Annotated in this window: 18 protein-coding genes and 1 tRNA gene; 13 read left to right on the forward strand and 6 right to left on the reverse strand. The window is 60.3% G+C overall.

Annotated features, from left to right (window positions below; all coding sequences use genetic code 11):
• Positions 1 to 86 precede the first annotated feature (86 nt).
• Positions 87 to 797: an RNA 2'-phosphotransferase gene (locus tag GRS80_RS00865; protein WP_343161396.1), complete on the forward strand. Its 711-nt coding sequence runs from the start codon at positions 87 to 89 to the stop codon at positions 795 to 797.
• Positions 798 to 873: 76 nt separating this feature from the next.
• Complete coding sequence (locus GRS80_RS00870) at positions 874 to 1302, forward strand: hypothetical protein (protein WP_160045903.1); 429 nt, start codon at positions 874 to 876, stop codon at positions 1300 to 1302.
• Between the two features lie 176 nt (positions 1303 to 1478).
• On the opposite strand, the gene GRS80_RS00875 is transcribed toward GRS80_RS00870, so the two are convergent.
• Both GRS80_RS00875 and GRS80_RS00880 read right to left on the reverse strand, forming a co-directional pair.
• The gene (locus GRS80_RS00875; protein WP_160045904.1) at positions 1479 to 1736 is read right to left on the reverse strand and encodes a hypothetical protein; all 258 of its coding nucleotides are present in this window, start codon (positions 1734 to 1736) and stop codon (positions 1479 to 1481) included.
• A gap of 4 nt (positions 1737 to 1740) precedes the next feature.
• A complete protein-coding gene (locus GRS80_RS00880; protein WP_235019598.1) occupies positions 1741 to 1923 on the reverse strand; it encodes a hypothetical protein in 183 nt (60 codons plus the stop codon).
• 370 nt (positions 1924 to 2293) lie between these two features.
• On the opposite strand from GRS80_RS00880, the gene GRS80_RS00885 reads away from it, so the two are divergent.
• The 4 genes from GRS80_RS00885 (at position 2294) to GRS80_RS00900 (ending at position 4918) form a co-directional block, all read left to right on the forward strand.
• Positions 2294 to 3247 carry an oxidoreductase gene (locus tag GRS80_RS00885; RefSeq protein WP_160045906.1) on the forward strand — a complete coding sequence of 318 codons (954 nt, stop codon included), beginning with the start codon at positions 2294 to 2296 and terminating at the stop codon, positions 3245 to 3247.
• 91 nt (positions 3248 to 3338) lie between these two features.
• On the forward strand, positions 3339 to 3677 hold the full coding sequence (locus GRS80_RS00890) for a ferredoxin (protein WP_160045907.1): 339 nt from the start codon (positions 3339 to 3341) through the stop codon (positions 3675 to 3677).
• Positions 3678 to 3770: 93 nt separating this feature from the next.
• Positions 3771 to 3854: transfer RNA gene (locus GRS80_RS00895), tRNA-Leu, on the forward strand.
• Between the two features lie 866 nt (positions 3855 to 4720).
• The gene (locus tag GRS80_RS00900; RefSeq protein ID WP_160045908.1) at positions 4721 to 4918 is read left to right on the forward strand and encodes a hypothetical protein; all 198 of its coding nucleotides are present in this window, start codon (positions 4721 to 4723) and stop codon (positions 4916 to 4918) included.
• A 51-nt stretch (positions 4919 to 4969) separates the two neighbouring features.
• On the opposite strand, the gene GRS80_RS00905 is transcribed toward GRS80_RS00900, so the two are convergent.
• Positions 4970 to 5527, reverse strand: a complete 558-nt coding sequence (locus GRS80_RS00905; protein ID WP_160045922.1) for a peptidylprolyl isomerase — start codon at positions 5525 to 5527, stop codon at positions 4970 to 4972.
• Positions 5528 to 5843: 316 nt separating this feature from the next.
• Complete coding sequence (locus tag GRS80_RS00910; protein WP_160045909.1) at positions 5844 to 6362, reverse strand: peptidylprolyl isomerase; 519 nt, start codon at positions 6360 to 6362, stop codon at positions 5844 to 5846.
• A 110-nt stretch (positions 6363 to 6472) separates the two neighbouring features.
• Between GRS80_RS00910 and GRS80_RS00915 the strand changes: the two genes are divergently transcribed.
• The 3 genes from GRS80_RS00915 (at position 6473) to GRS80_RS00925 (ending at position 15002) form a co-directional block, all read left to right on the forward strand.
• A complete protein-coding gene (locus GRS80_RS00915) occupies positions 6473 to 7462 on the forward strand; it encodes a succinylglutamate desuccinylase/aspartoacylase family protein (protein WP_160045910.1) in 990 nt (329 codons plus the stop codon).
• Between the two features lie 544 nt (positions 7463 to 8006).
• The gene (locus GRS80_RS00920; protein WP_160045911.1) at positions 8007 to 9989 is read left to right on the forward strand and encodes an archaea-specific SMC-related protein; all 1983 of its coding nucleotides are present in this window, start codon (positions 8007 to 8009) and stop codon (positions 9987 to 9989) included.
• 1938 nt (positions 9990 to 11927) lie between these two features.
• Positions 11928 to 15002, forward strand: coding sequence for an FAD-binding and (Fe-S)-binding domain-containing protein (locus GRS80_RS00925; protein WP_160045912.1), 3075 nt, complete (start codon positions 11928 to 11930; stop codon positions 15000 to 15002).
• Positions 15003 to 15011: 9 nt separating this feature from the next.
• Here GRS80_RS00925 and GRS80_RS00930 read toward each other — a convergent pair whose 3' ends face one another.
• A complete protein-coding gene (locus tag GRS80_RS00930) occupies positions 15012 to 15254 on the reverse strand; it encodes a hypothetical protein (protein WP_160045913.1) in 243 nt (80 codons plus the stop codon).
• Positions 15255 to 15369: 115 nt separating this feature from the next.
• Here GRS80_RS00930 and GRS80_RS00935 point away from each other — a divergent pair, with 115 nt between their 5' ends.
• The 4 genes from GRS80_RS00935 to GRS80_RS00950 all read left to right on the forward strand — a co-directional run bounded on the left by GRS80_RS00935 (position 15370) and on the right by GRS80_RS00950 (position 19768).
• Positions 15370 to 16215, forward strand: coding sequence for a S26 family signal peptidase (locus GRS80_RS00935; protein WP_160045914.1), 846 nt, complete (start codon positions 15370 to 15372; stop codon positions 16213 to 16215).
• A 402-nt stretch (positions 16216 to 16617) separates the two neighbouring features.
• Complete coding sequence (locus GRS80_RS00940) at positions 16618 to 18123, forward strand: class I SAM-dependent DNA methyltransferase (RefSeq protein WP_160045915.1); 1506 nt, start codon at positions 16618 to 16620, stop codon at positions 18121 to 18123.
• Positions 18116 to 19435, forward strand: a complete 1320-nt coding sequence (locus GRS80_RS00945) for a restriction endonuclease subunit S (protein ID WP_160045916.1) — start codon at positions 18116 to 18118, stop codon at positions 19433 to 19435. The genes GRS80_RS00940 and GRS80_RS00945 overlap by 8 nt, the downstream gene beginning before the upstream one ends.
• A 39-nt stretch (positions 19436 to 19474) precedes the next feature.
• On the forward strand, positions 19475 to 19768 hold the full coding sequence (locus GRS80_RS00950) for a hypothetical protein (RefSeq protein ID WP_160045917.1): 294 nt from the start codon (positions 19475 to 19477) through the stop codon (positions 19766 to 19768).
• Between the two features lie 52 nt (positions 19769 to 19820).
• Here the strand turns inward: GRS80_RS00950 and GRS80_RS00955 are convergent, their stop codons facing one another.
• Positions 19821 to 20039: a HalOD1 output domain-containing protein gene (locus tag GRS80_RS00955; protein ID WP_160045918.1), complete on the reverse strand. Its 219-nt coding sequence runs from the start codon at positions 20037 to 20039 to the stop codon at positions 19821 to 19823.
• Positions 20040 to 20767: the final 728 nt, after the last annotated feature.

Raw genomic sequence — 20767 nt, forward strand, 5'->3', positions numbered from 1 at the left:
TCCGGGAGTGGACTCCGGTGGATTGACGGAACCGGCCGACGCGCGAGACCGATCGACATTTTCTCCTCGAGCGCGCAATCCCGGCCGTGACGACACCCGTTCGAACCTGTCCGGAACACGGTCCGTTCGAAGCCGAGGGTGACAGCTGTCCGATCTGTGGCGCTTGCGGAACACGACTGCTCTCGAGCGAGCGCCGTCGACGACTCTCGACGTTCACGAGTGGGCTGCTCAGACACTTCCCCGACGACGCCGGGCTCGAACTGGACGAGCGCGGCTGGGTCGACTACGATGATCTCGTCTCAGCGGTCGAACGGCAATACGAGTGGGCACGCGACCGTCACCTCGAGGCCGTCGTCGAAACCGATCCGAAGGGACGATTCGAGCGGACGGGCGACGGTGCCGACGGGGAAACGGAACACAACGACCGCGTTCGCGCGGCCTACGGCCACTCCGTCGACGTCTCCCTTGAGCCGACCGACGCACCGGTTCCCGACGAACTCTACCACGGTACTGCTCCCGGAAATCTCGAGTCGATCCGTGCCGAGGGGTTGGGGCCGATGTCTCGCCAGCACGTCCACCTCTCGGGGAGTCAGGAGGCGGCTCGAACCGTCGGTCAGCGACACGCGTCCGATCCCGTCGTTCTCGTCGTGGACGCGGCAGGGATGCTCGCCGACGGCTACCGGCTCACGAAACGCGGCCGGGAGACGTACACGACCGACGCGGTACCACCGACGTATCTCTCGGTGGCTGGCTCTGCGGACGAGCGAGCGCCGACAGACCCGGCTGGTGACCGGTGAGACGGTGACACGTCCGTCCTGGTCGCTGGAGGAGGGCCTCCGAAGGGTATAAGTATAAAATATCCAATCGTTGTGTATGGACACGTCCCGCGGATCGGACGCGAACCCGTTCGAGGAGACGCCCCTGTCACCGAATCACTTCGGCCTCCTCAGTGCAGCCGTCGGTCTTCTCGGGAACGGGTTCACCGCGTTCTTGTTGTTTCGTGATCCGGTGTGGAGCGTGATCATCGGTCTCGGTACTGCCATCGGACTCTTCCTGTTCGTCCCTGCAGTGATGGTCGGCCTCCTCGAGGAGCGATTCGGGGATCTGTTGTCTCTCGAGGGGTCGCTGTTTAGCGACCCTCACCGACTCGCAGCCGGGATCGCACTCGCGACGGCGAGCGTGGTGACATTCGCCTGGCGGACGACGGGCGACGATCTCGTCGTCGGTCTCTCGACGCTGTTCGTCGCTACCGCGGTCTGCTACGTCGTCGTTGCGTGGCTGTTGCCGGACGTCGACGTGTGATCGTGACAAAAACCGTCCCGACGGTCGTGCTGGTGGAGGGCAGACCGGCGTCTCGTACTGGCCGGGTTATCGGCGATCCGCTCGTTTCGCTTGGGCCTCGAGCGTCGCGGTGACCTGTTCGACGGCTTCGACCGCGGCGCGAGCCCGCTCTTCCTGCGTGATGTGTGTCGTCATGGTTACGTCGTTTTCGCCACTCGCCAGGTCGTCGCGGACGTGTACGACCACTTTTCGATCTCGAGATCGTCGACGGATTCCTGAAGCTGGACCATCAGCGCGCCGATCTCCTTCGGTGAGAGGTCGACGTCGTTGGCGATGAACTTGCCTTTGACGTAGAGGTCGCCGGATCGCTCCTCGAGTTCGTCCCTGAAGTAGGAGACGAGTCGTTGTGCTTTCGGGGAACCGTGCTGTCCGGAGGGTGAAGCTCGTGTACTCATGGATCTAGTTTGGGGTGTGGTTGTGGCCAGCGACCGCGCACGCACCGTAGGCGGTGAGGAAACTGGCAGTGGTCAGTAGCGAAACCGAGACGGCACCTGTTGCGAGCAAGACGAGTGCGACGATCGGCAACGCGATCGTCGCCCAGAAGGCGCTCGCTCGGAGTGGCGAAACGACCGACTCGCTCACGCTAGACGCGTCAGTGGGGCCAGCGTGAACGTGGGGATCAGGGTTCGAAGTCGACGGCATGTGTCTCACCTCGATCATCGCTTGTACCGCCGACCCCATATAAAGGACGTATCATTAGTCGTGATTCACATCTTTTCACGACTTTCAGTGGAGCCTGTTCGTTTCCCGTCGTTTCACGAATATTCGATACGGTCTAAAACACCCTTAGAAATTTTAAAACCGCTCCTAAGGCTGTATTGTTCTGTTAGCACACACACTGATTTGGGGTGTATTTCACTCTCCCGGGCTCGAATAAATCCCGGTTCACGGGGGCCACTCTGGTGTTCGTGAGTGGCCGAGAACGTTTAACCCGCCGACCCGGACGAGTGGTATGGGATTTACAGCCGACCACATTCCGTACCAGGACGGTCGGACCGCCGTCGTAACCGGTGCAAACAGTGGTATCGGCCTTGAGACGACTCGAGAGCTTACTCGCAACGGTGCCACGGTCGTCATGGCGTGTCGTGACGACCGCCGCGGCGTCGCGGCGGCCCGCTCCATCAGGAGTGAGATCCCTGTCGCCGACGTCCGCGTCGAGACGTGTGATCTCGCCAGCCTCGAGTCGATTCGGGCGTTCGCTGATCGGGTCGCGGACGAGCCGGTCGACGTGTTGATCAACAACGCGGGCACGATGGCGATCCCACGCCGGGAGACCGAAGACGGTTTCGAGACCCAGTTCGGCGTCAACCATCTCGGCCACTTCGCGCTCACCGGATCGTTGCTCGAGAACCTTCGCCGTGCTGGCGATACCGGTCGAAAGGCACGGGTAGTCACTGTCTCGAGCGGGCTTCACGCACGCGGCGAGATCGACTTCTCAGACGTTCAGGGGGAACGAGAGTACGATCGGTGGACGGCCTACGCCCAGTCGAAACTCGCCAACGTCCTGTTCGCGTACGAACTCGAGCGCAGGCTCCGAACTGAAGGCGCTGACGTCCTGAGTACGGCTGTCCACCCCGGCTACGCGGATACGAATCTCCAGTTTCGCGGTATCGGGGGTCGCGGGGCGTGGATTCGAACGGCAGTTCGCCGACTTTCGAACGCCGTGTTCGCCCAGTCTGCGTCGAAGGGCGCGTTACCGACGCTGTACGCCGCGACGTCGCCAGACGTCGAGGGTGGCGGATACTACGGACCGGGCGGTCTGCTAAACATGCGCGGCCCTCCACAACGACAGGCGTCTTCGGATCGGTCCTACGACCGCAAGGCTGCAAGGCGGCTGTGGGATCTCTCGCGGGAATGTACCGGTGTCGAGTACGATCTGCCGGAGCCGAAGCAACCGTCGACGTAATTCCCCATCCGTTCGGTCGCGGGGGTTTGATACCCGATTCGCCGACTTTCCCAACCGCAACGCGAAAGGTCCACCGGCCCAACTCTCGCGCATGAGCGACGACGGCATTCAGCGTGCGAGCGACGTTGGTTCCTCCGACGCGCCGCCGGTAGAGGAAAAGCCCTACAAGATAATCTTCGAGGCTAACAAGTGCTTCGGTGCGGGCAAGTGCGCCGAAGTCAGCGACAACTGGGAGATGTCCCTCGCGTCCGGACTCGCCAAACCGACGGCGTACTTCTTCGGCGAGCAGGATCTCGAGCACAACGTCCGCGCGGCAGCGGTCTGCCCGGCCAAAAAAGACGACGGCTGTATCCACGTCGTCGACCGCCGAACGGACGAGGAGATCGCCCCGGACCCCCACGGTGACGGGACGCTGAGCGTCGAGTGGTAAGGGGTCCGTTCGATCCGTTCCCGCGGCGAAATTGCTCGAGCGCACACCGAAACGCACATCCACCCCGACTGCCAACAGACGAACGCCTTCTGTGCGAGGGTAGCCAAGCAGGCCAACGGCGGTGGGCTTAAGACCCGCTCCCGTAGGGGTCCTTGGGTTCAAATCCCAACCCTCGCATATCGCTGCGAACAATACGTGAGCAGCGACTGCGTTCTTGGATTTGAATCAGACCGAGATTCTGCGAGCGACGCGAGCAGGTTCTCGGGCGTGGTTCAAATCCCAACCCTCGCATATCGCTGCGAACAATACGTGAGCAGCGACTGCGTTAACGGCTGGACTACACGTCGATGGTGTCGACCAGCCTGTGTGCACGACGCCGCCCCGAAGAAGTGGGACGTACGACGGTGTCGTGGGTCGATTCCGGGAACGATATTTTCCGTATTCTCATCGTGGCGTCCACGAGGGTCCGTGACGACTGGCCCGTCAGTGTCTCCTTTCAGACAGCGCAAGCCCTCGAGTGATTCGGGCCACAGTGTCGACTGCTGCTACGGATTGGGAGTGATAGGGATTATCGTAGGAGTTCATCGGTTCCCGGTGAAGAACCGAGAGACAGTGCCGAAAGAGAGGATTCGAAACCGGTGGTTGGCTACGATACTCCCTATGAACTCCTGTTTCCCACGTCATCGAACAGGATGTCATAGAAGGTTCTCGCACGTTCTCGTAGCTACCTGATAAACAATCAGTACAGACGAACCTCTTTTCGCCTCGGGTGCGCTTCGCGCACCGCTCGACGAAAACCCGTTCATGCCAAAAAGCCGGTCTCGCTCCGCTCGACCGGTGAATCGCGCTCACTACCGGGTCCTTCGGACCGCTCGTTCGCGCGAACGCTCCTGTTCAATAAGCACGTATAGTGAACGGATAGTCCAGACCGAATGGGACGAAAAGAACACCAGTCGACTCGTTCTATGACACCCCCGACCGCATCTAACCGACCCGGACAGGATGTCGATAGGTTGATGTAACGAGCGAATCGACACGTCGGTATGGTCCCCCTGTTCATCCCCGGTGCCCCCGGTGGTCCAGAACTGCTGCTCATCCTCGTGATGCTCGTCTTCTACGTGGCGATCCCGATCGTCGTCATCGTCGCGATCTTCAACTTCCTCGACGGAAAACGCGGCTACGAGCAGCGAATCGAGCAACTCGAGGCACACGTCGAGCAACTCGAGAACGAGCGACGGTAAGCGCAAGGTCCCGTTACTCGGTACGGACGGTGACCGACTCGAGGAAGCCTCTCACTCGTGGACGGTAACCGACTCGAGTAGGACATCGTCCGCCGGACGATCGTTCCCGTCGGTCTCGACGGAACCGATCTCGCGGACGACATCCATCCCGTCGGTAACTTTCCCGAAGACGGCGTGGCGGTCGTCGAGGTGGGGCGTCGCCTCGAGCGTGATGAAAAACTGCGAGCCGTTCGTATCGGGACCCGAGTTCGCCATGCTGAGGATGCCCGCGTCGTCGTGGCGCAGGTCGTCGTGGAACTCGTCGTCGAACTGGTAGCCCGGGCCGCCGTGGCCGGTTCCCGTCGGGTCGCCGGTCTGGATCATGAAGCCGTCGATCACCCGGTGAAAGAGCACGTCGTCGTACAGCGGTTCGCCCTCGATCACCTCCTCGGACTCCGGATCGACCCAAGCCTGTTCGCCGGTGGCGAGGCCGACGAAGTTGGCGACCGTCCGCGGCGCGCGGCCAGCGTAGAGTTCGACCTCGACGTCGCCTTCGCTCGTCTGCAACGTCGCGTCGATCACGTCGACGTTCGCTTGCGAACTGGCGTCAGCGTCGGTGTCCGACTCCAGTCCCTCGTCGGCGTCGGACTGCGCACGGGAATCGGAACTCGAGTCTGACACACCGGCATCGGTCCCGTCGTCCGTCGTTGCGCCGTTACCGGTCTCGCCGTTACCCGAACTCGAGCAACCGGCGACGATACTGCCAAATCCTGTGGCGGTGACCGCCATGAGGGTACGTCGGTGGATGTCGGTGGTGTGACGGGCGGGAAAATAACGGTGCTGATTCGGCGTCGGTGACCAACAGGTGTCGTCCGCGGCGGAGACCCGTTCGTGATCGTACCGGAAAACTGGGACAGCGACCGGACTCGCTTCCGGAGCGGTCGCGTTACTCGTAGTCGACGGAGACCGACTCGAGCAGGATGTCCTCTTTCGGTCGGTCGTCACGGTCGGTCGGTGCGTTTCCGATCTCGCGAACGACGTCCATCCCGTCGGTGACCTTCCCGAACACCGAGTGGCGGTCGTCGAGGTGGGGCGTCGCCTCGAGCGTGATGAAAAACTGCGAGCCGTTCGTGTCGGGACCCGAGTTCGCCATGCTGAGGATGCCCGCGTCGTCGTGGCGCAGGTCGTCGTGGAACTCGTCGTCGAACTGGTAGCCCGGCCCGCCCCGCCCGGTGCCGGTCGGGTCGCCGCCCTGGATCATGAAGCCGTCGATGATCCGGTGAAAGAGCACGTCGTCGTACAGCGGTTCGCCCTCGACTTCCTCGCCCGTCTCGGGGTCGGTCCAGGTCTTGCCGCCGGTGGCGAGGCCGACGAAGTTGTCGACCGTCCGCGGCGCACGCTCGTCGTAGAGTTCGACCTCGATATCTCCCTCGCTCGTATGCAGGGTCGCAGTAACGTTGCCCATACCTCGGCGACGACGGGACGCCCCAAAACGATGGTGGTCTCGAGTCGACGGCGTCGCCGCCACATCGTTCCGGCCGACAGTATATACCACCGGCTGGCAAACGGACACGTATGAACGCCGGATCGCACTCGGTCGAGTCCGTGACGCTCGCCCGGTTGTCGTCGGGAGTCGAACTCACGACGACGATCCACACCTACCGGGGAGCGACTGACGGTCCGACCGTCTACGTCCAGGCCGCCCAGCACGGCCGGGAGGTCAACGGCACCGAGACGCTCAGACGATTTCACGACCGACTGCCCCTCGAGTCGCTTTCGGGGACTGTCGTCGCGGTCCCGGTGGCGAACCCGTTGACGTTCGACCGCGTCACCTACACGACGCCGGAACCCTTCGACAGCGTCAACCCGAACATGAACCGGGTCTGGCCGGGAGACGACGACGGTACCCTCCACGAGCGAATGGCCGCACGCCTCTGGGAGTTCGCCGTCGATGCAGACGCCATCGTCGACCTCCACACTGGAAGCCCCAATATGTACCCACACGTCGTCTTTCGCCAGGGGGACGAACGCTCGCGTCAGTTGGCGGCAGCGTTCGGCACCGATCTGTTGCTGTCGGAACCGGCCAACGACGACGCGTCCGAGGAGTGGTACAAACGTGGATTCGACGGAAAGCTCAGAGTCGCCGCAGCCGACGAGGGGATTCCGTCGATCACCCCCGAACTCGCGCACAACAAACAGATCGTCGAGGACGCCGTCGAATCGGGCGTCGAGGGCCTGCTAAACGTCCTTCGGTCACTCGAGATGCTCCCCGGAACGGCGACGAAACGAGACCAGACGATCGCGCGGAACCACCTCGGAAAGCTCAGTTCGGACGAATCCGGACTGTTTCGTCCGGAGCCCTCGCTCACGGTCGGAACAGCAGTCGACGAGGGAAACCGAGTCGGAACCGTCTACGATCCGACGACGTACGAACCCCTCCACGATGCAGTCGTCGATCGTAGCGGTATTCTCTACGCACTCACCCAGGAAGCGACCGTGACGGCGGGAGATCAACTCGCGAGCGTCGCAGTTATTCGAGAGGATCCGACGAGTCGCGGGCGTTGATCCCACAGATGTCGTCCCGTACCGCTCGAGGCGGTATCGGTCATCGTCAGTCGATCCGCCTCGGCAACTCGTGGCCGTTGCCGTCCGACTGCCGTGATTTCGTCGATCCAGGTTCGTTCACGTTTTCGCCGACAGCAGAGTACTGATACCCCACTTTTGGGGAAACGGCAACCGAGAAACACGATAGGATGTGAGAGATTGACTATTTTCGCATCCATATAGTAAGTAAAGTGGTGTTTAGAAGTTATACTAAGGTAAATAATATATACAGAGTAGCTATATATGCTATTCAAACTTTGTTTGGACAGATTAGTAGCCCTAAATAACTAAACACAACCAATTACACGATCTTAACCACATAAGATTGAGAAGGAACCAACTACAATCCGTCAGTTGTGCCAACACAACAGATAGACATATAAATAATAAAAATTATATTAAAGAGACAATAGTATCACGTTCCAAATTGCTCGTTATTACTGTCTATCACGGCGTCGACCCAAGCACCAAAGGTTTATCACTCGCGTGGGAAGTTATTTGAACGATGGCTACGCAGCAACCTGTTGCCCGAGAGATACAATTACGGGCCGAGAATATCGGCGGTATCGACGAAACGACAGTCGAACTCGAGTCGGGGGTAACCGTTCTCGCGGGGCGAAACGCGACCAACCGGACGTCGCTTCTGCAGGCATTTATGGCCGCGCTCGGCGGCGAATACGCCTCGTTGAAGGCAGACGCCGACGAGGGGTACGCCGAACTCCAGATCGACGATGACACCTACCGTCGAACGCTAAAGCGAAGCGGCGGAGCGGTCATCATGGGGGGAGAGCCGTATCTCGACGACGCCGAACTCGCCGATCTCTTTGCGTTCCTACTGGAGTCGAACCCGGCCAGACGAGCGGTGACGACGGGAGACGACCTCCGTGAGATCATCCTTCGACCCGTCGACACCGACGAGATCGAATCCGAGATCACGCGTCTCAGTGCCGAAAAAGAACAGATCTCGGACGAACTCGGTCGTCTCGAGGCGCTCAAGAACGAACTTCCCGGGCTCGAACAACAACGAACCGACGTCCAGAGCCAGATTGAGGAGAAAGAATCGGAGCTCGAACGTGTCAAAGAGGCGATTGAAGAGGCCGAGGCGGACGCCGAAACACGTCGCGACGACCAGGACGAACTCGAGGAGAAACTGAACGAACTTCGGGAGCGCCGATCGTCGCTCGAAGACGTCCGATTCGATCTCGATACCGAACGCGAGAGTCTGGCGGCGCTCCGAGAGGAACGCGACGAGTTACAGGAAGAAGCCGAGGACCTCCCGGAGGACGGATCGCTGAATCGAGACGATATCGACGCGGAAATCGACCGACTCCAGCGTCGGTCCCAGTCGATCGACGGCGTCGTCAGCCAACTCCAGAGCATCGTCCAGTTCAACGAGGAGATGCTCGAAGGCTCTCACCCCGAAATTCGAGAACTGCTCGCCGACGGCGACACCGCCGGGGACGGGACGGTCACGGACCAGTTGATCGAAGACGACGAGACGGTCCGCTGTTGGACCTGCGGGAGCGAAGTCCAGCGAAGCGAGATCGAAGGGACGATCGATCGACTCCGGTCGCTCCAGGAGACGAAACTGAGCGAGCGCGACGACCTGGAAGAACAGATCAAATCGCTCCGAACCGAACGACGGGAGATCGATCAGACGCGCAAGCGACGTGAGCGCGTCGAGAACCGACTGACCGACGTCGAAAACGAAATCGAGCGCCGCGAGAACCGCCTCGACGACCTCACCGAACGCCAGGAGGAACTCGAGTCGGAGATCGAAACGCTCGAGGCCGAAGCAGCCGAACTCGAGGCCGAAGCCGACGACGAGACGGAAGACGAAAGCGACGAGGACGGCCTCCTCGACCTCAACCGACGCGCGAACGAACTCGAGTTCTCGCTCGGCCGCCTCGAACGCGAACTCGAGACGACGACCGAAGAGATCGACGAGATCGAGTCCGCACTCGGCGAAGAGAAACGACTCACGAGTCGCCGCGAGGAGATCCGTGACGAACTCGAGGAGCTTCGAACCCGGATCGACCGGATCGAGCGACAGGCCGTCGAATCGTTCAACGAGCACATGGACGCCGTCCTCGAAGTACTCGAGTACGACAATATCGATCGAATCTGGATCGAACGGGTCGCAGAGACGGTCCGACAGGGACGCCAGAAGGCCGAACAGACGAAGTTCGACCTGCACATCGTCCGAAGCACCGACGACGGTCGAACCTACGAGGACACGATCGACCACCTGAGTGAGAGCGAACGTGAGGTGACGGGATTGATCTTCGCACTCGCAGGCTACCTGGTTCACGAGGTGTACGACGTCGTTCCATTCATGCTGTTGGACTCACTCGAGGCGCTCGACTCGAACCGGATCGCGGCCCTCGTCGAGTACTTCGAGGAGTACACGGACTTCCTCGTCGTCGCCCTCCTGCCGGAAGACGCCGAGGCGATCGACGAGAGCCACGAACGTATCACCGAAATATAGTACACCGCCAACCGTCGATCGATGAGCGAAATCGACACCCACCGCGTGATTTCGCCCATCAGATCAGGCTTGGGACGCTACTAACAACCTCCGAATCTGAAACGACGATACTCCTGGTATCCGTTTTCCTCGACCGTTCGTCTCCCGGCGATACCAACTGTTCTCTCGAGTGAGAGACTGTTCAGTATAGTAAAATACCCGTTCACTACACGACGACAGTCCGGTACGACCACCGATCGTGTGGTTCTTCCGTCGATCGCGGGACGTAAACGCTACCGCAGAGTTCGAACACCGGTCCCGATCGGGCGACTCGAGACCGACCCCGAACGGAGTGGGAGCGACGACTCGGCGCAGTCATACGCGCCGGACCGGGAGATATCATTGTCAGTCGATCATCTACCCATCAAAGACGATTAATCGACCGTCTTGACTTTATTCGAGATGGAATCGAACCCCACGGGTACTAATTATTTTTAGGATGATGATTTTTCGCATATGTGTTTTCTGATGCGGATTGCTGTCCCGATCACCCGGCGTACCCGTGACCCCTGGGCAGCTGTGCAACACTGGCTGGCAGTAACCGGTGGAGAAATGACCTGCGACCGCAGAACGTTCGACGAGTCGCGTATCGATCAGACACCAACCCGCATCGTTCAACCACCAAACGAACGCCGAAGCCGCTGACGATACGGAACAACTACAATCAATAATCAGACATATATATAGCCAGAAACGTGTGCGAAATGGCCACTACTGCGGTAACGACTCGAACGAGCATAATCGTTCAATTTAGGGACAAAACTGACGCCGCCGATAGGTAAACTCGCCGACGAACTCGAGCCTGAAAACGACGGTTTCGTCTCACGCAAACTGCCCGCTGCGCCCCGGTCGTCACCGTTTCGGTTTACGAACATACACATGTAATCTAGATCGTCCAACACGGCGAGAAGAGGATCGGTCACGAATGCAACGCTGTCGAGGGTTTCCGGCCCTCGAGCGTCGACCGTATTTCCCGCACCAAACGTATCAGACGGCGTATCATATGCCGATCGAGACGATCAGAGACCGGCGACGGAGAGTGACCAGCGGAACAAGTGGCCCCTCGAAAAGATGGTATTCGGTACTCGAGGGACAGTGGTGTTCTGACACGCCCGGGGCGTGTTCGAAACGTACGCAGACCACTCCGTCGTCGCTGGACAGCCAGAGGGATTGGCGATCGGTGTGGACATCGGTGCAGTCGTTCTATAACAGATCCGATCATGCGGCGGCTCACAGTGAGACGGTTTCTGGCCGTCAGTGTCGGCACAATCGCGATCACTGGGCGGCTGCGCCGGGAGATCGTCGGGATTGTGGTCGCCGACCGGGTGTTTCGTGGTCCTCGACCCAATCACGTCGCTCGGTCCCGTATTTCGAATCGCTGACCTGCGACGATAATCCCTATCAGGACAGCAATCCGTCGGAGGAGTGCAAACAGACGAGGAAGTCTGCTTGCTCTTGATTACCGTCGTCGACCAACGGAGTCTCGAGTGACAGTTTCAAAAAAATTATTATCTTACTATTGTTTCATATATAGGGCCACCATTTTCATTGACTTATTCGACATCGTTTCGATATCGATCGCCACCTACCGTTTCAGTCGGTTTTATGCCCCGTAACCGAGTTGTACAACCACGTAACTCGCAGCTGGCTCATATCCGCGGAGAACTGGTATTTCGACCTTATAACACTCGATATCGTCGTTTTGAGAGTTAGACGAATATGTCGATGAGAGATGTTCTGGCTAACGTATCATAAATTGATGGTTCTGGAATACAGTAGCTAATATTATATATAATTATTTTGATTGTTCATTCTGTAATCACGTGGAGAGCGGGAGCTTCTCGAATCCGCACGCACCAAAGCCCGACGCTTTAAGCCGGCGAACGGCAAGATGTAGGTATGTCCCTCGAGCCGAGTGTCGATCCGGCAGCCGACCGACGGGCGAACTACGATTATCGGAGCGATGATGTCGATCGACCGGCGCTGGTCGACGACTTAGAGCGCGTCGTCGGCTGTACGGTCCGTGCAGATTCGTACTCTCGAGAGCTGTACGCAACGGATGCGAGCCCCTACGAGGTGACGCCGATCGCGGTCGCGTTCCCGGAGTCGACGGCGGACGTCGCCAGCATCCTCGAGTACTGCGCCGAGCGGACGATCCCAGTGCTCCCCCGGGGTGGCGGGACGAGTCTCGCCGGTCAGACGGTCAACCGGGCGGTCGTCCTCGATTTTACCCGACACATGAACGAGATCCGCGAGGTCGACGCCGACGGTCGGCGTGCGACCGTCCAGCCGGGGACGATCCTCGGGACGCTCAACGAGGCACTCGAACCACACGACCTCAAATTCGCGCCCGACCCGGCCTGGGGTGACAAGAGTGCGATCGGCGGTGCGATCGGCAACAACTCGACCGGTGCGCACTCGCTCAAATACGGGAAAACCGACGCGTACATCGAGTCGTGTGAAGTGGTCCTCGCCGACGGCACCGTCGCCGAGTTCGGTGAGGTGAGCCTCGAAGAGATCACGGATCGCGCCGACCCCGACGGCGACCTCGAGGCGCGGATCTACGCCGAAGTCGACCGGATTCTCGAGGAGGACGCCGACCTGATCGAGGATGCGTATCCGGATCTCAAGCGAAACGTCTCGGGATACAACCTGGATCGGCTCGTCGCCGAGTCTCGGGGAGACACGTTGCCGGGCGGCGAAGAGACCGGCGACGCGGGAACGGTCAACCTCGCACGCATGCTCGCGGGCAGCGAGGGAACGCTCGCGATCGTCACCGAGGCGACGGTCTCGCTCGAGCCCGTTCCAGAGACGAAAGCCGTCTCGCTGCTCTGCTATCCCGACCTCCACGACGCCATGCGCGACGTCGCGCCGGTCCTCGAACACGATCCTTCCGCGGTCGAAGTACTCGACGACGTCCTCATCGATCTGGCGCGAGGCACTGCCGAGTTCGGTCCCGTCACGGAGATCCTCCCGGACGGGACGAACGCCGTCTTGCTCGTGGAGTTCTACGCCGACGACGCGGCCCACGGCCGCGAGCAGGTCGCCGGTCTCCTCGCCGATCGCTGTCCCGACGCGGACGCCGAGGGGGAGCCGGCCAACGATGCCCTCGAAACTGACGGCGAAACGCTCGCACTCGCGGCGATCGAGGCCTACGCCGATGCGGAGCGAGCGAAACTCTGGAAGCTTCGCAAATCCGGGCTTCCGATCTTGCTCTCGCGGACGACCGACGAGAAACACATCTCGTTTATCGAGGACACCGGCATCCCGCCCGCGCACCTACCGGAGTTCGTCGAGGGGTTCGAGGCGATCCTCGAGGACCACGACACGTACGCCAGCATCTACGCCCACGCGGGTCCGGGAGTGCTCCACGTTCGCCCGCTGGTCAACACGAAAACGGAGATCGGACTCGAGCAGCTGTACGGCATCGCCGACGACGTGACCGACCTCGTCGTCGAACTCGGCGGCTCGGTCTCGGGTGAACACGGCGACGGCCGCGCACGAACCCAGTGGAACCAGAAGCTCTACGGCGACGACCTCTGGGAGACGTTCCAGGATCTCAAGACCGCGTTCGACCCCGACTGGCTTCTGAATCCAGGACAGGTCGTCTTCCGAGCGGACGATCCGACCGACCTTCGGGACCACCTCCGGTTCGACCCCGATTACGCCTTCGAGGCCGGCTTCGAACCGAGCCTCGAGTGGGACAACGACAACGGCTTCCAGGGGATGGTCGAACTCTGTCACGGCTGTGGAGGCTGTCGCGGCGAACAGTCAACGACCGGCGGCGTGATGTGTCCGACCTACCGCGCGAGCCACGAAGAGATTACGGCGACGCGCGGACGTGCGAACGCGCTCCGTCAGGCCATGAGCGGCGATCTCGAGCCCGGTGAAGCGTTTTCCGACGAGTTCGTCGAGGAGGTGATGGGACTCTGTATCGGCTGTAAGGGCTGTGCGATCGACTGCCCGAGCGAGGTCGACATGGCGAAGCTCAAAGCGGAGGTCACCCACGAGTACCACGAGCGAAACGGCGCGACGCTCCGCGACCGGCTCTTCGCCGAGGTCGCCACGCTTTCGGCCTGGGGCTCTCGGCTCGCACCGCTTTCGAACCTCGCATCGAAACTCCCCGGTTCCCGTCGGCTGCTCGAGGCCACCATCGGGATCGACTCGAGCCGCTCGCTCCCGACCTTTCACGCGACGACATTCCGCGACTGGTTCGACCGACGTGGCGGATGTCGCGTCTCGGAGACCGAGGCGGTGCACAAGGCCGTCCTCTACCCCGACACCTACACCAATCACAACCACCCGGAAGCCGGCAGGGCCGCAGTACGAGTGCTGGAGGCCGCCGGCGTTCACGTACGCGTTCCCGACGGCGTCGGCGACACCGGCCGCCCCGCGTTCTCGAAGGGCTTTCTCGAGAAGGCTCGCAACACAGCGGTCGAAAACGTCGAGGCGCTCGCGCCGCTTGCCGCCGACGGCTGGGACGTCGTCGTCATCGAGCCCTCCGACGCCGTCATGTTTCAGTCGGACTACCTCGATCTGCTCGCGGACGACGCCGCGGAGATGCTCGCGAGCGCCACCTACGGCGTCTGTGAGTACGTCGACAGCCTCGGGCTGGACGAAAACCTCGCGTTCGATTCCGACGTCGCGGGTGAGTCGCTGACCTATCACGGCCACTGCCACCAGAAGGCGACGCGGAAAGACCACCACGCCGTCGGCGTCCTCCGGCGTGCCGGATACGAGGTCGATCCGCTGGATTCGGGCTGTTGTGGAATGGCCGGCAGTTTCGGCTACGAGGCCGAACACGCCTCGATGAGCGACGCGATCGCATCGATCCTCTACGACCAGGTCGCCGACAGCGACGGCGACCGGGTCGTCGCCCCCGGTGCGTCCTGTCGAACCCAACTCGAGAATCGCTCCTCGGTGGCGTCGGAGCCGCCGACGCCGATCGAACTGCTCCAGGCGGCCCTCGAGTAGTCGTCACTCTCAGCGAAACAAGGAGAGAACACGGAGCCAGCCCCAGACCGCGAGCAAGATCGCGGTGACGGCGACCAAAAAGTAAAGCGGAACGGCGTCGGCCGTCGGGCCGTGGTCCGGGACGAGATACTCGAGAACGCCGATCCAGTAGAGCAAGAAGACGAGCGTGAGGATCACCACCGATCCGGCGACGATCGAGACCGCGAGCCTGTTCGCGTCGATCCCGGAGTCGGCGTGGTTCGACCGTGCCATCGTCGACCGGGCTAGTCACGGACGGCGTGAAGCGTTTGTACTTGCAGGCTCCGGCCCAGTTTTGGGCCTCGGTGGAGACGGAACGTTGAATAACTGCGTAGCAAAAGCAGTGGTAATGAACGGTCCTCGCTCCGAACGATCCCCCGACGAGAGCGACGGCACTCGAGGGCGAGGCGGCTCGGAAGGCGATCAGACGGCAGAGAGGAGATCCCGTGACGACCCGACGTCGAGGAGACGCCGGAAGAGCCGAACCGTCCGAGGATCGATCCGGCGGGCACTGAGCGCCGACGGCGGTATCGCTCTGCTGGCTCGCGACGCGGTGACGGTGGTCGTGATCGTCTCGATCCTCGGCGGCCTGTTGTTCGCCGTGAGCGGAATCTGGCCGCCGCTGGTCGCCATCGAGAGTCCGAGCATGGAGCCCAACGCGAACGTCGGGGACATGGTCTTTCTGGTCGACGACGACCGGTTCGTGGGCGATGGTGCGGTCGACGGCACCGGGGTCGTCCCGGCGGACCGTGGCGCGGGAACCGACCACGAGACGTTCGGCGAACCCGGCGACGTGATCGTCTTCGAACCCAACGGCGACGCGAGCCAGACCCCGATCATCCACCGGGCTCACTTCTGGGTCGAGGAAGGCGACGACTGGGTCGCGATGGGCGATCCGGAACACGCGCCATCGTCGGCGACGGACTGTGAGCGGGTGTCGTCCTGTCCGGCCGCCCACGACGGTTTCATCACGAAAGGCGACAATAACAACAACTACGACCAGTTCAGCCCCGACGGCGTCTCCGACGTCGTCAAACCCGAGTGGGTCGTCGGCAAGGGGGCGCTGCGCATTCCGTGGCTCGGCCACGTTCGACTGGCGTTCGAGTCGGCGCTCGCCGTCTCCGGCGCTGCCGTCTCCCTGTCGGCGATCACCGGCGCGGTCGCGTTCGCCAGCACCAGACGTCGAAACGCGTGAGGACGGTTTCTGTAACGAACGCCGTTCCTCAGGGGCCGGAAACCTTTCGCGTCGGGGCGACGACTCGGCCGAGAGAGCACCGCTCCGTCGGGGCGACCACTCGAGTTACCTCGGTGACGACTGCGAGAGGTGATCCACTCGCGAAACTCGACGACGACGGAGTTCATAGGGATTATCGTAGCCAACCACCGGTTTCGAATCCTCTCTTTCGGCACTGTCTCTCGGTTCTTCACCGGGAACCGATGAACTCCTACGATAATCCCTATCAGCAGGCCCACTCCTCACCCCGACGTTCATAATTCTGATGAGAAGCTTCGGAGAGAGACCGGTGGTGGTTCCAGAAACCATATCCGAAACCGTGAGACCGCAGAAGATAACTACCCCTGAAAGTATGATGATCGTATGACTCTGACCCTGGACGAGCTAGACTCTCATCTTTTCGTCTGTGCGGACATAATCCGGGACGCCGTCGATCCCACGGACTACAAAGAGTACATCCTCCCGCTGGTCTACTACAAGGCGATCTCCGACGAGTTCGAGAAGCAGTACGAACAGACCCTCGAGAAGTACGGAGACGAAGAACTCGCTCGGCGGCCGAATCTCTACGACATTCCCGTCGTTCCAGACGGGTACCTGTGGGACGATCTTCGTTCCGTTACCGACAACGTCGATCAGGCGCTCGACGAAGCGTTCGACGCTGTGACGAACGAAAATCCGGAGCTGCAGGGCGTCTTCCGGGCCGACTACATCAGCGCCGACGGGCTCGGTGACGACCGCCTCGGGAAGCTCGTCGAACACCTCTCGAAACACGACCTCGATCGCGACAGCGTCCCCCCGGATATGCTCGGGGAGGCGTACATGGACCTCGTGCGAAACTTCGCGGAAGAGGAGGGGAAATCGGGCGGGCAGTTCTTCACTCCGCCGGAGATCGTCAACCTCTGTGTGAAGCTCGTCGACGAGTTCGAGGACGGCCACAGCTTCCACGATCCCACCGTCGGCTCAGGCGGGATGCTCATCGAGGCGGCCAGATACTACCGCGAGGAGCAGGGTGGCGATCCCTCGAAGCTTACGTTCACCGGACAGGAGATCAATCCCGACGTGGCCGCCATCGCCACGATGAACCTCTCGATTCACGGCCTCAACGGCGAGATCGAGCGCGAGGACTCCCTCTCGAGTCCGGCGTTTACCGACGACGAGGAGAACGAACTCGAGCGGTTCGATCGCGTCCTCGCCAACTTCCCGTTCTCGGCAAACTGGGACAAAGACGGGCTGCAGGACGACCCCTACGAGCGCTTCGACTGGCACGAGAAGCTGCCGCGAGCCGATCGGGGCGATTACGCCTTCATCATGCATATCGCCAAGCAGTTGAAGACACCCGAAAAGGACGGTGTCGGCGGGAAGGCGGCGATCGTCATCCCCCACGGCGTGCTCTTTCGCAAACACGAGGGTCGGTATCGGGAGGCGATGCTCGAGAACGATATGGTCGAAGCGATCGTCGGGCTTCCGGAGAACCTGTTCCAGAACAACTCGATTCCGTCGGCGATCCTCGTGTTGAACACGGACAAGCCAGGGGAGCACACCGGTGAGGTGCAGTTCGTCCACGCCGCCGACGAGGACTTCTACGAGGAACTATCGAACCAGAACGAACTGACCGAGGACGGAATCGACCACGTCCTCGAGAACTTCCGCGAGTGGACCACCGAGGAACGAGTAAGTCGGACGGTGGAACTCGAGGAGATCCGAGAGAACGACTACAACCTGAATATCGCGCTCTACGTCGATACGACCGAACCAGAGGAGGATATTGACGTGGAAGAGGAACTGGCGAAACTACGCGAGTTGCAGGCCGAGCGGGACGAACTCGAGGCGACGATGACCGAGCACATGGAGGCACTGAACTATGAGTGAACAAGTAGACTTGGCCGATTATGCAGATCCCGACTCGGACGAAGATTCAGGATGGGAGGAGAAACGTCTTGGCGAAATATTCGGGTCGGTCTACAGCGGAGGCACACCAAAGAAGGGAGTAGAAGAGTACTATGACGGAAAGCTACCGTTTGTCAAAATTGAGGACTTGAATGAACAGCAGGGCAAGGGAGTTTCAACGGCAGAGGAGTATATTTCTGAGGAAGCAATTGAAGAAACAAGCGCGAGAGCCTTTGATCCGGGAACGCTTCTACTGACCATATACGGGAGTCTTGCTGAAACAGCAATAGCACGCAACAGGTTAGCGACAAATCAGGCGATTCTCGGCTTGTGGGACGCAAAGAAGGATAATGTCCTTTACGTCCGATATGCAATTGACCAGACACAGCCGAAGTTGAAGAGTTTAAGTCGTCAAACGACGCAGGCAAACTTAGGGAAAGGCATAGTCAAGAAACATTGTCTTCCACTCCCACCACTCTCAGAACAGCGAAAAATTGCCACTGTCCTCTACACCGTTGACCAAGCGATTCGGAAGACTGAGGAAATCATTGAGCAATCAGGTCGGGTAAGAGAAGCTACAGAACAGGACTTGTTCCGAGAGGGATACTTCGACTACGACCAGATAGAGGAACAACGACTGGTCGAGTACCCTGCTGATTGGGACTTTGAGCAACTTTCTGACCATACTGTTGAGAGTGCGTTTGGCCCACGATATGATTCAGATAGATACGATGAAACCGGGGGGATAGCAACCCTACGAACTACGGATTTAGACAGACGAGGGAACATCACCCATGAAACAATGCCTCGAGCCGACCTCGATATTGAGGAGTTCGAGAAACATTTGCTCGAAAAAGGTGACTTAATCGTCAGCCGGTCAGGTGCGTACAGCGGGATTACGACAACTTGGGATGGTCACGAGATACCAACAATTCCGGGTGCATACATGATTCGATTCCGGCTTGAAGATACCCTGAATCCCGAGTATCTGCGTTACTATTTCAATAGCAATGTTGGCAGAAGACGGATTAACCGCCGAAAGAAGGGGTCAGGACAACAAAATATATCGGGGTCTGATTTGCTGAATATGCGGATTCCTATTCCGAGCAAAGAAGAGCAGGAAAAGATAGTTGAGGTGATTAATTCTATTGAATCGCAGATTCGATTCAACAAAGAGTACCATGAATATTTGGAACGTCTCAAGCAAGGCCTCATGCAAGACTTGCTTTCGGGAGCAGTCCGAACAACCGACACTAACATAGAGATACCAGACGAAATCGCACAGCATGGTTAGCACCTCCAACGAGGACGGCGTCGAACGCTCGCTCCTCTCGTGGCTCGACGCTGTCGGTTAGGAGACACACGGAACCGATGGCGGTCGGGGGTTCTCAACGAAGCGCACGATCGACGACACAGTGAAGTCGTCTACTGGAACCTGCTGGCCGAGCAGGTAATCGAACGCAACGACGAGATCACCGACGAGAACGTCGAGAAGTTCCTCACCTCGCTGCGCCGCGACCTCGAGCACGACAACCTGCTCGAGGGCAACCGGTACTTTCACGAGTTACTGTCGAAGGGAAGACATTCACACATCAGACGAGGGCGAAAAAGAGACAATTTACTGTAAATCCACGAATTTCCGCGCTATACCGCTGTGAGTGCAACCGAGCGACGAGCCGTTACCGATCCTCGTCGATCACCTCCACCTCGAGCGGGTCGGGTCCGATCACGACCACGTAGCCAGCGTAGGCGAACCGCACGGTGACGGCCGCCGGGGACTCGAGGAGCGCGGTCACCGCTTCGGGGTCGACGGCCTCGTACAGCGGTGGCAAGGCCGTCGGCTCCCGACCCTCACGGGCCGCGATTCGATCGAATGCCGTGGCGAGTGCTGGATGCATCGTGGTGAGGAAGTTCGATGATCGTCGTCTCGAACGCCGTCCCGCAGTCCGGACACGTTGCGAGACCGTCGGTCGACGCGATACGGACGTCGGTACCACAGTCGCAGTGAATAGTGATTCTCGATACCATGTGTCGTTCCGTGTTGAGGCCCCGACACAGCAGGATGCAATCCAGCGAGCGAACCAGTCACTGACGTGACCGGGCCGGCGGACGTCGGCAGGTCTTTATTTCGCCACCGACAATGGTGGATTGCTCCCGCTGCGCGGGGGCGATCGTTGAGCCGGAGTGTTAGGTGGAACTTGGCGCTCCGGCTCAGCGCACTTTCGTGCGCGTCTATACGATACGGAATCATCCGTAAAGAACGTTAGGATGTTGACCTGTTGGGGCGAGTACGCCGGTCGTGTGCCCTGTTGTCTCCCCGACTGTGAGCACCACGAAGTCCCTGGCGGTCCGGATTCCTCTCGAGCGACGCCATCGCGAGCGGAGCCTGTGTAGCGACCGACGACCTGCAAAACGTGAGGGACGTCTGAGTCAGGGGCGTTCGTGGTATTCTCTGTCGGTATCGATAGGTCGCGACCATATCTGACACGGATGAGCGTAGATCCTCATACGTTCCAGTGTAGCAGATGTGGTCAACTGCCCCGCGCACGGTGGCGCGGGGCTTGTCAGTGAACTCGGCCTCTTCCGACGGTTAGTCGGACGGGACGAATCCCCGGTTCGGTGTCAC

It is taken from the genome of Natrialba sp. INN-245 (genome assembly GCF_009807105.1).
GTDB lineage: Archaea > Halobacteriota > Halobacteria > Halobacteriales > Natrialbaceae > Natrarchaeobius > Natrarchaeobius swarupiae.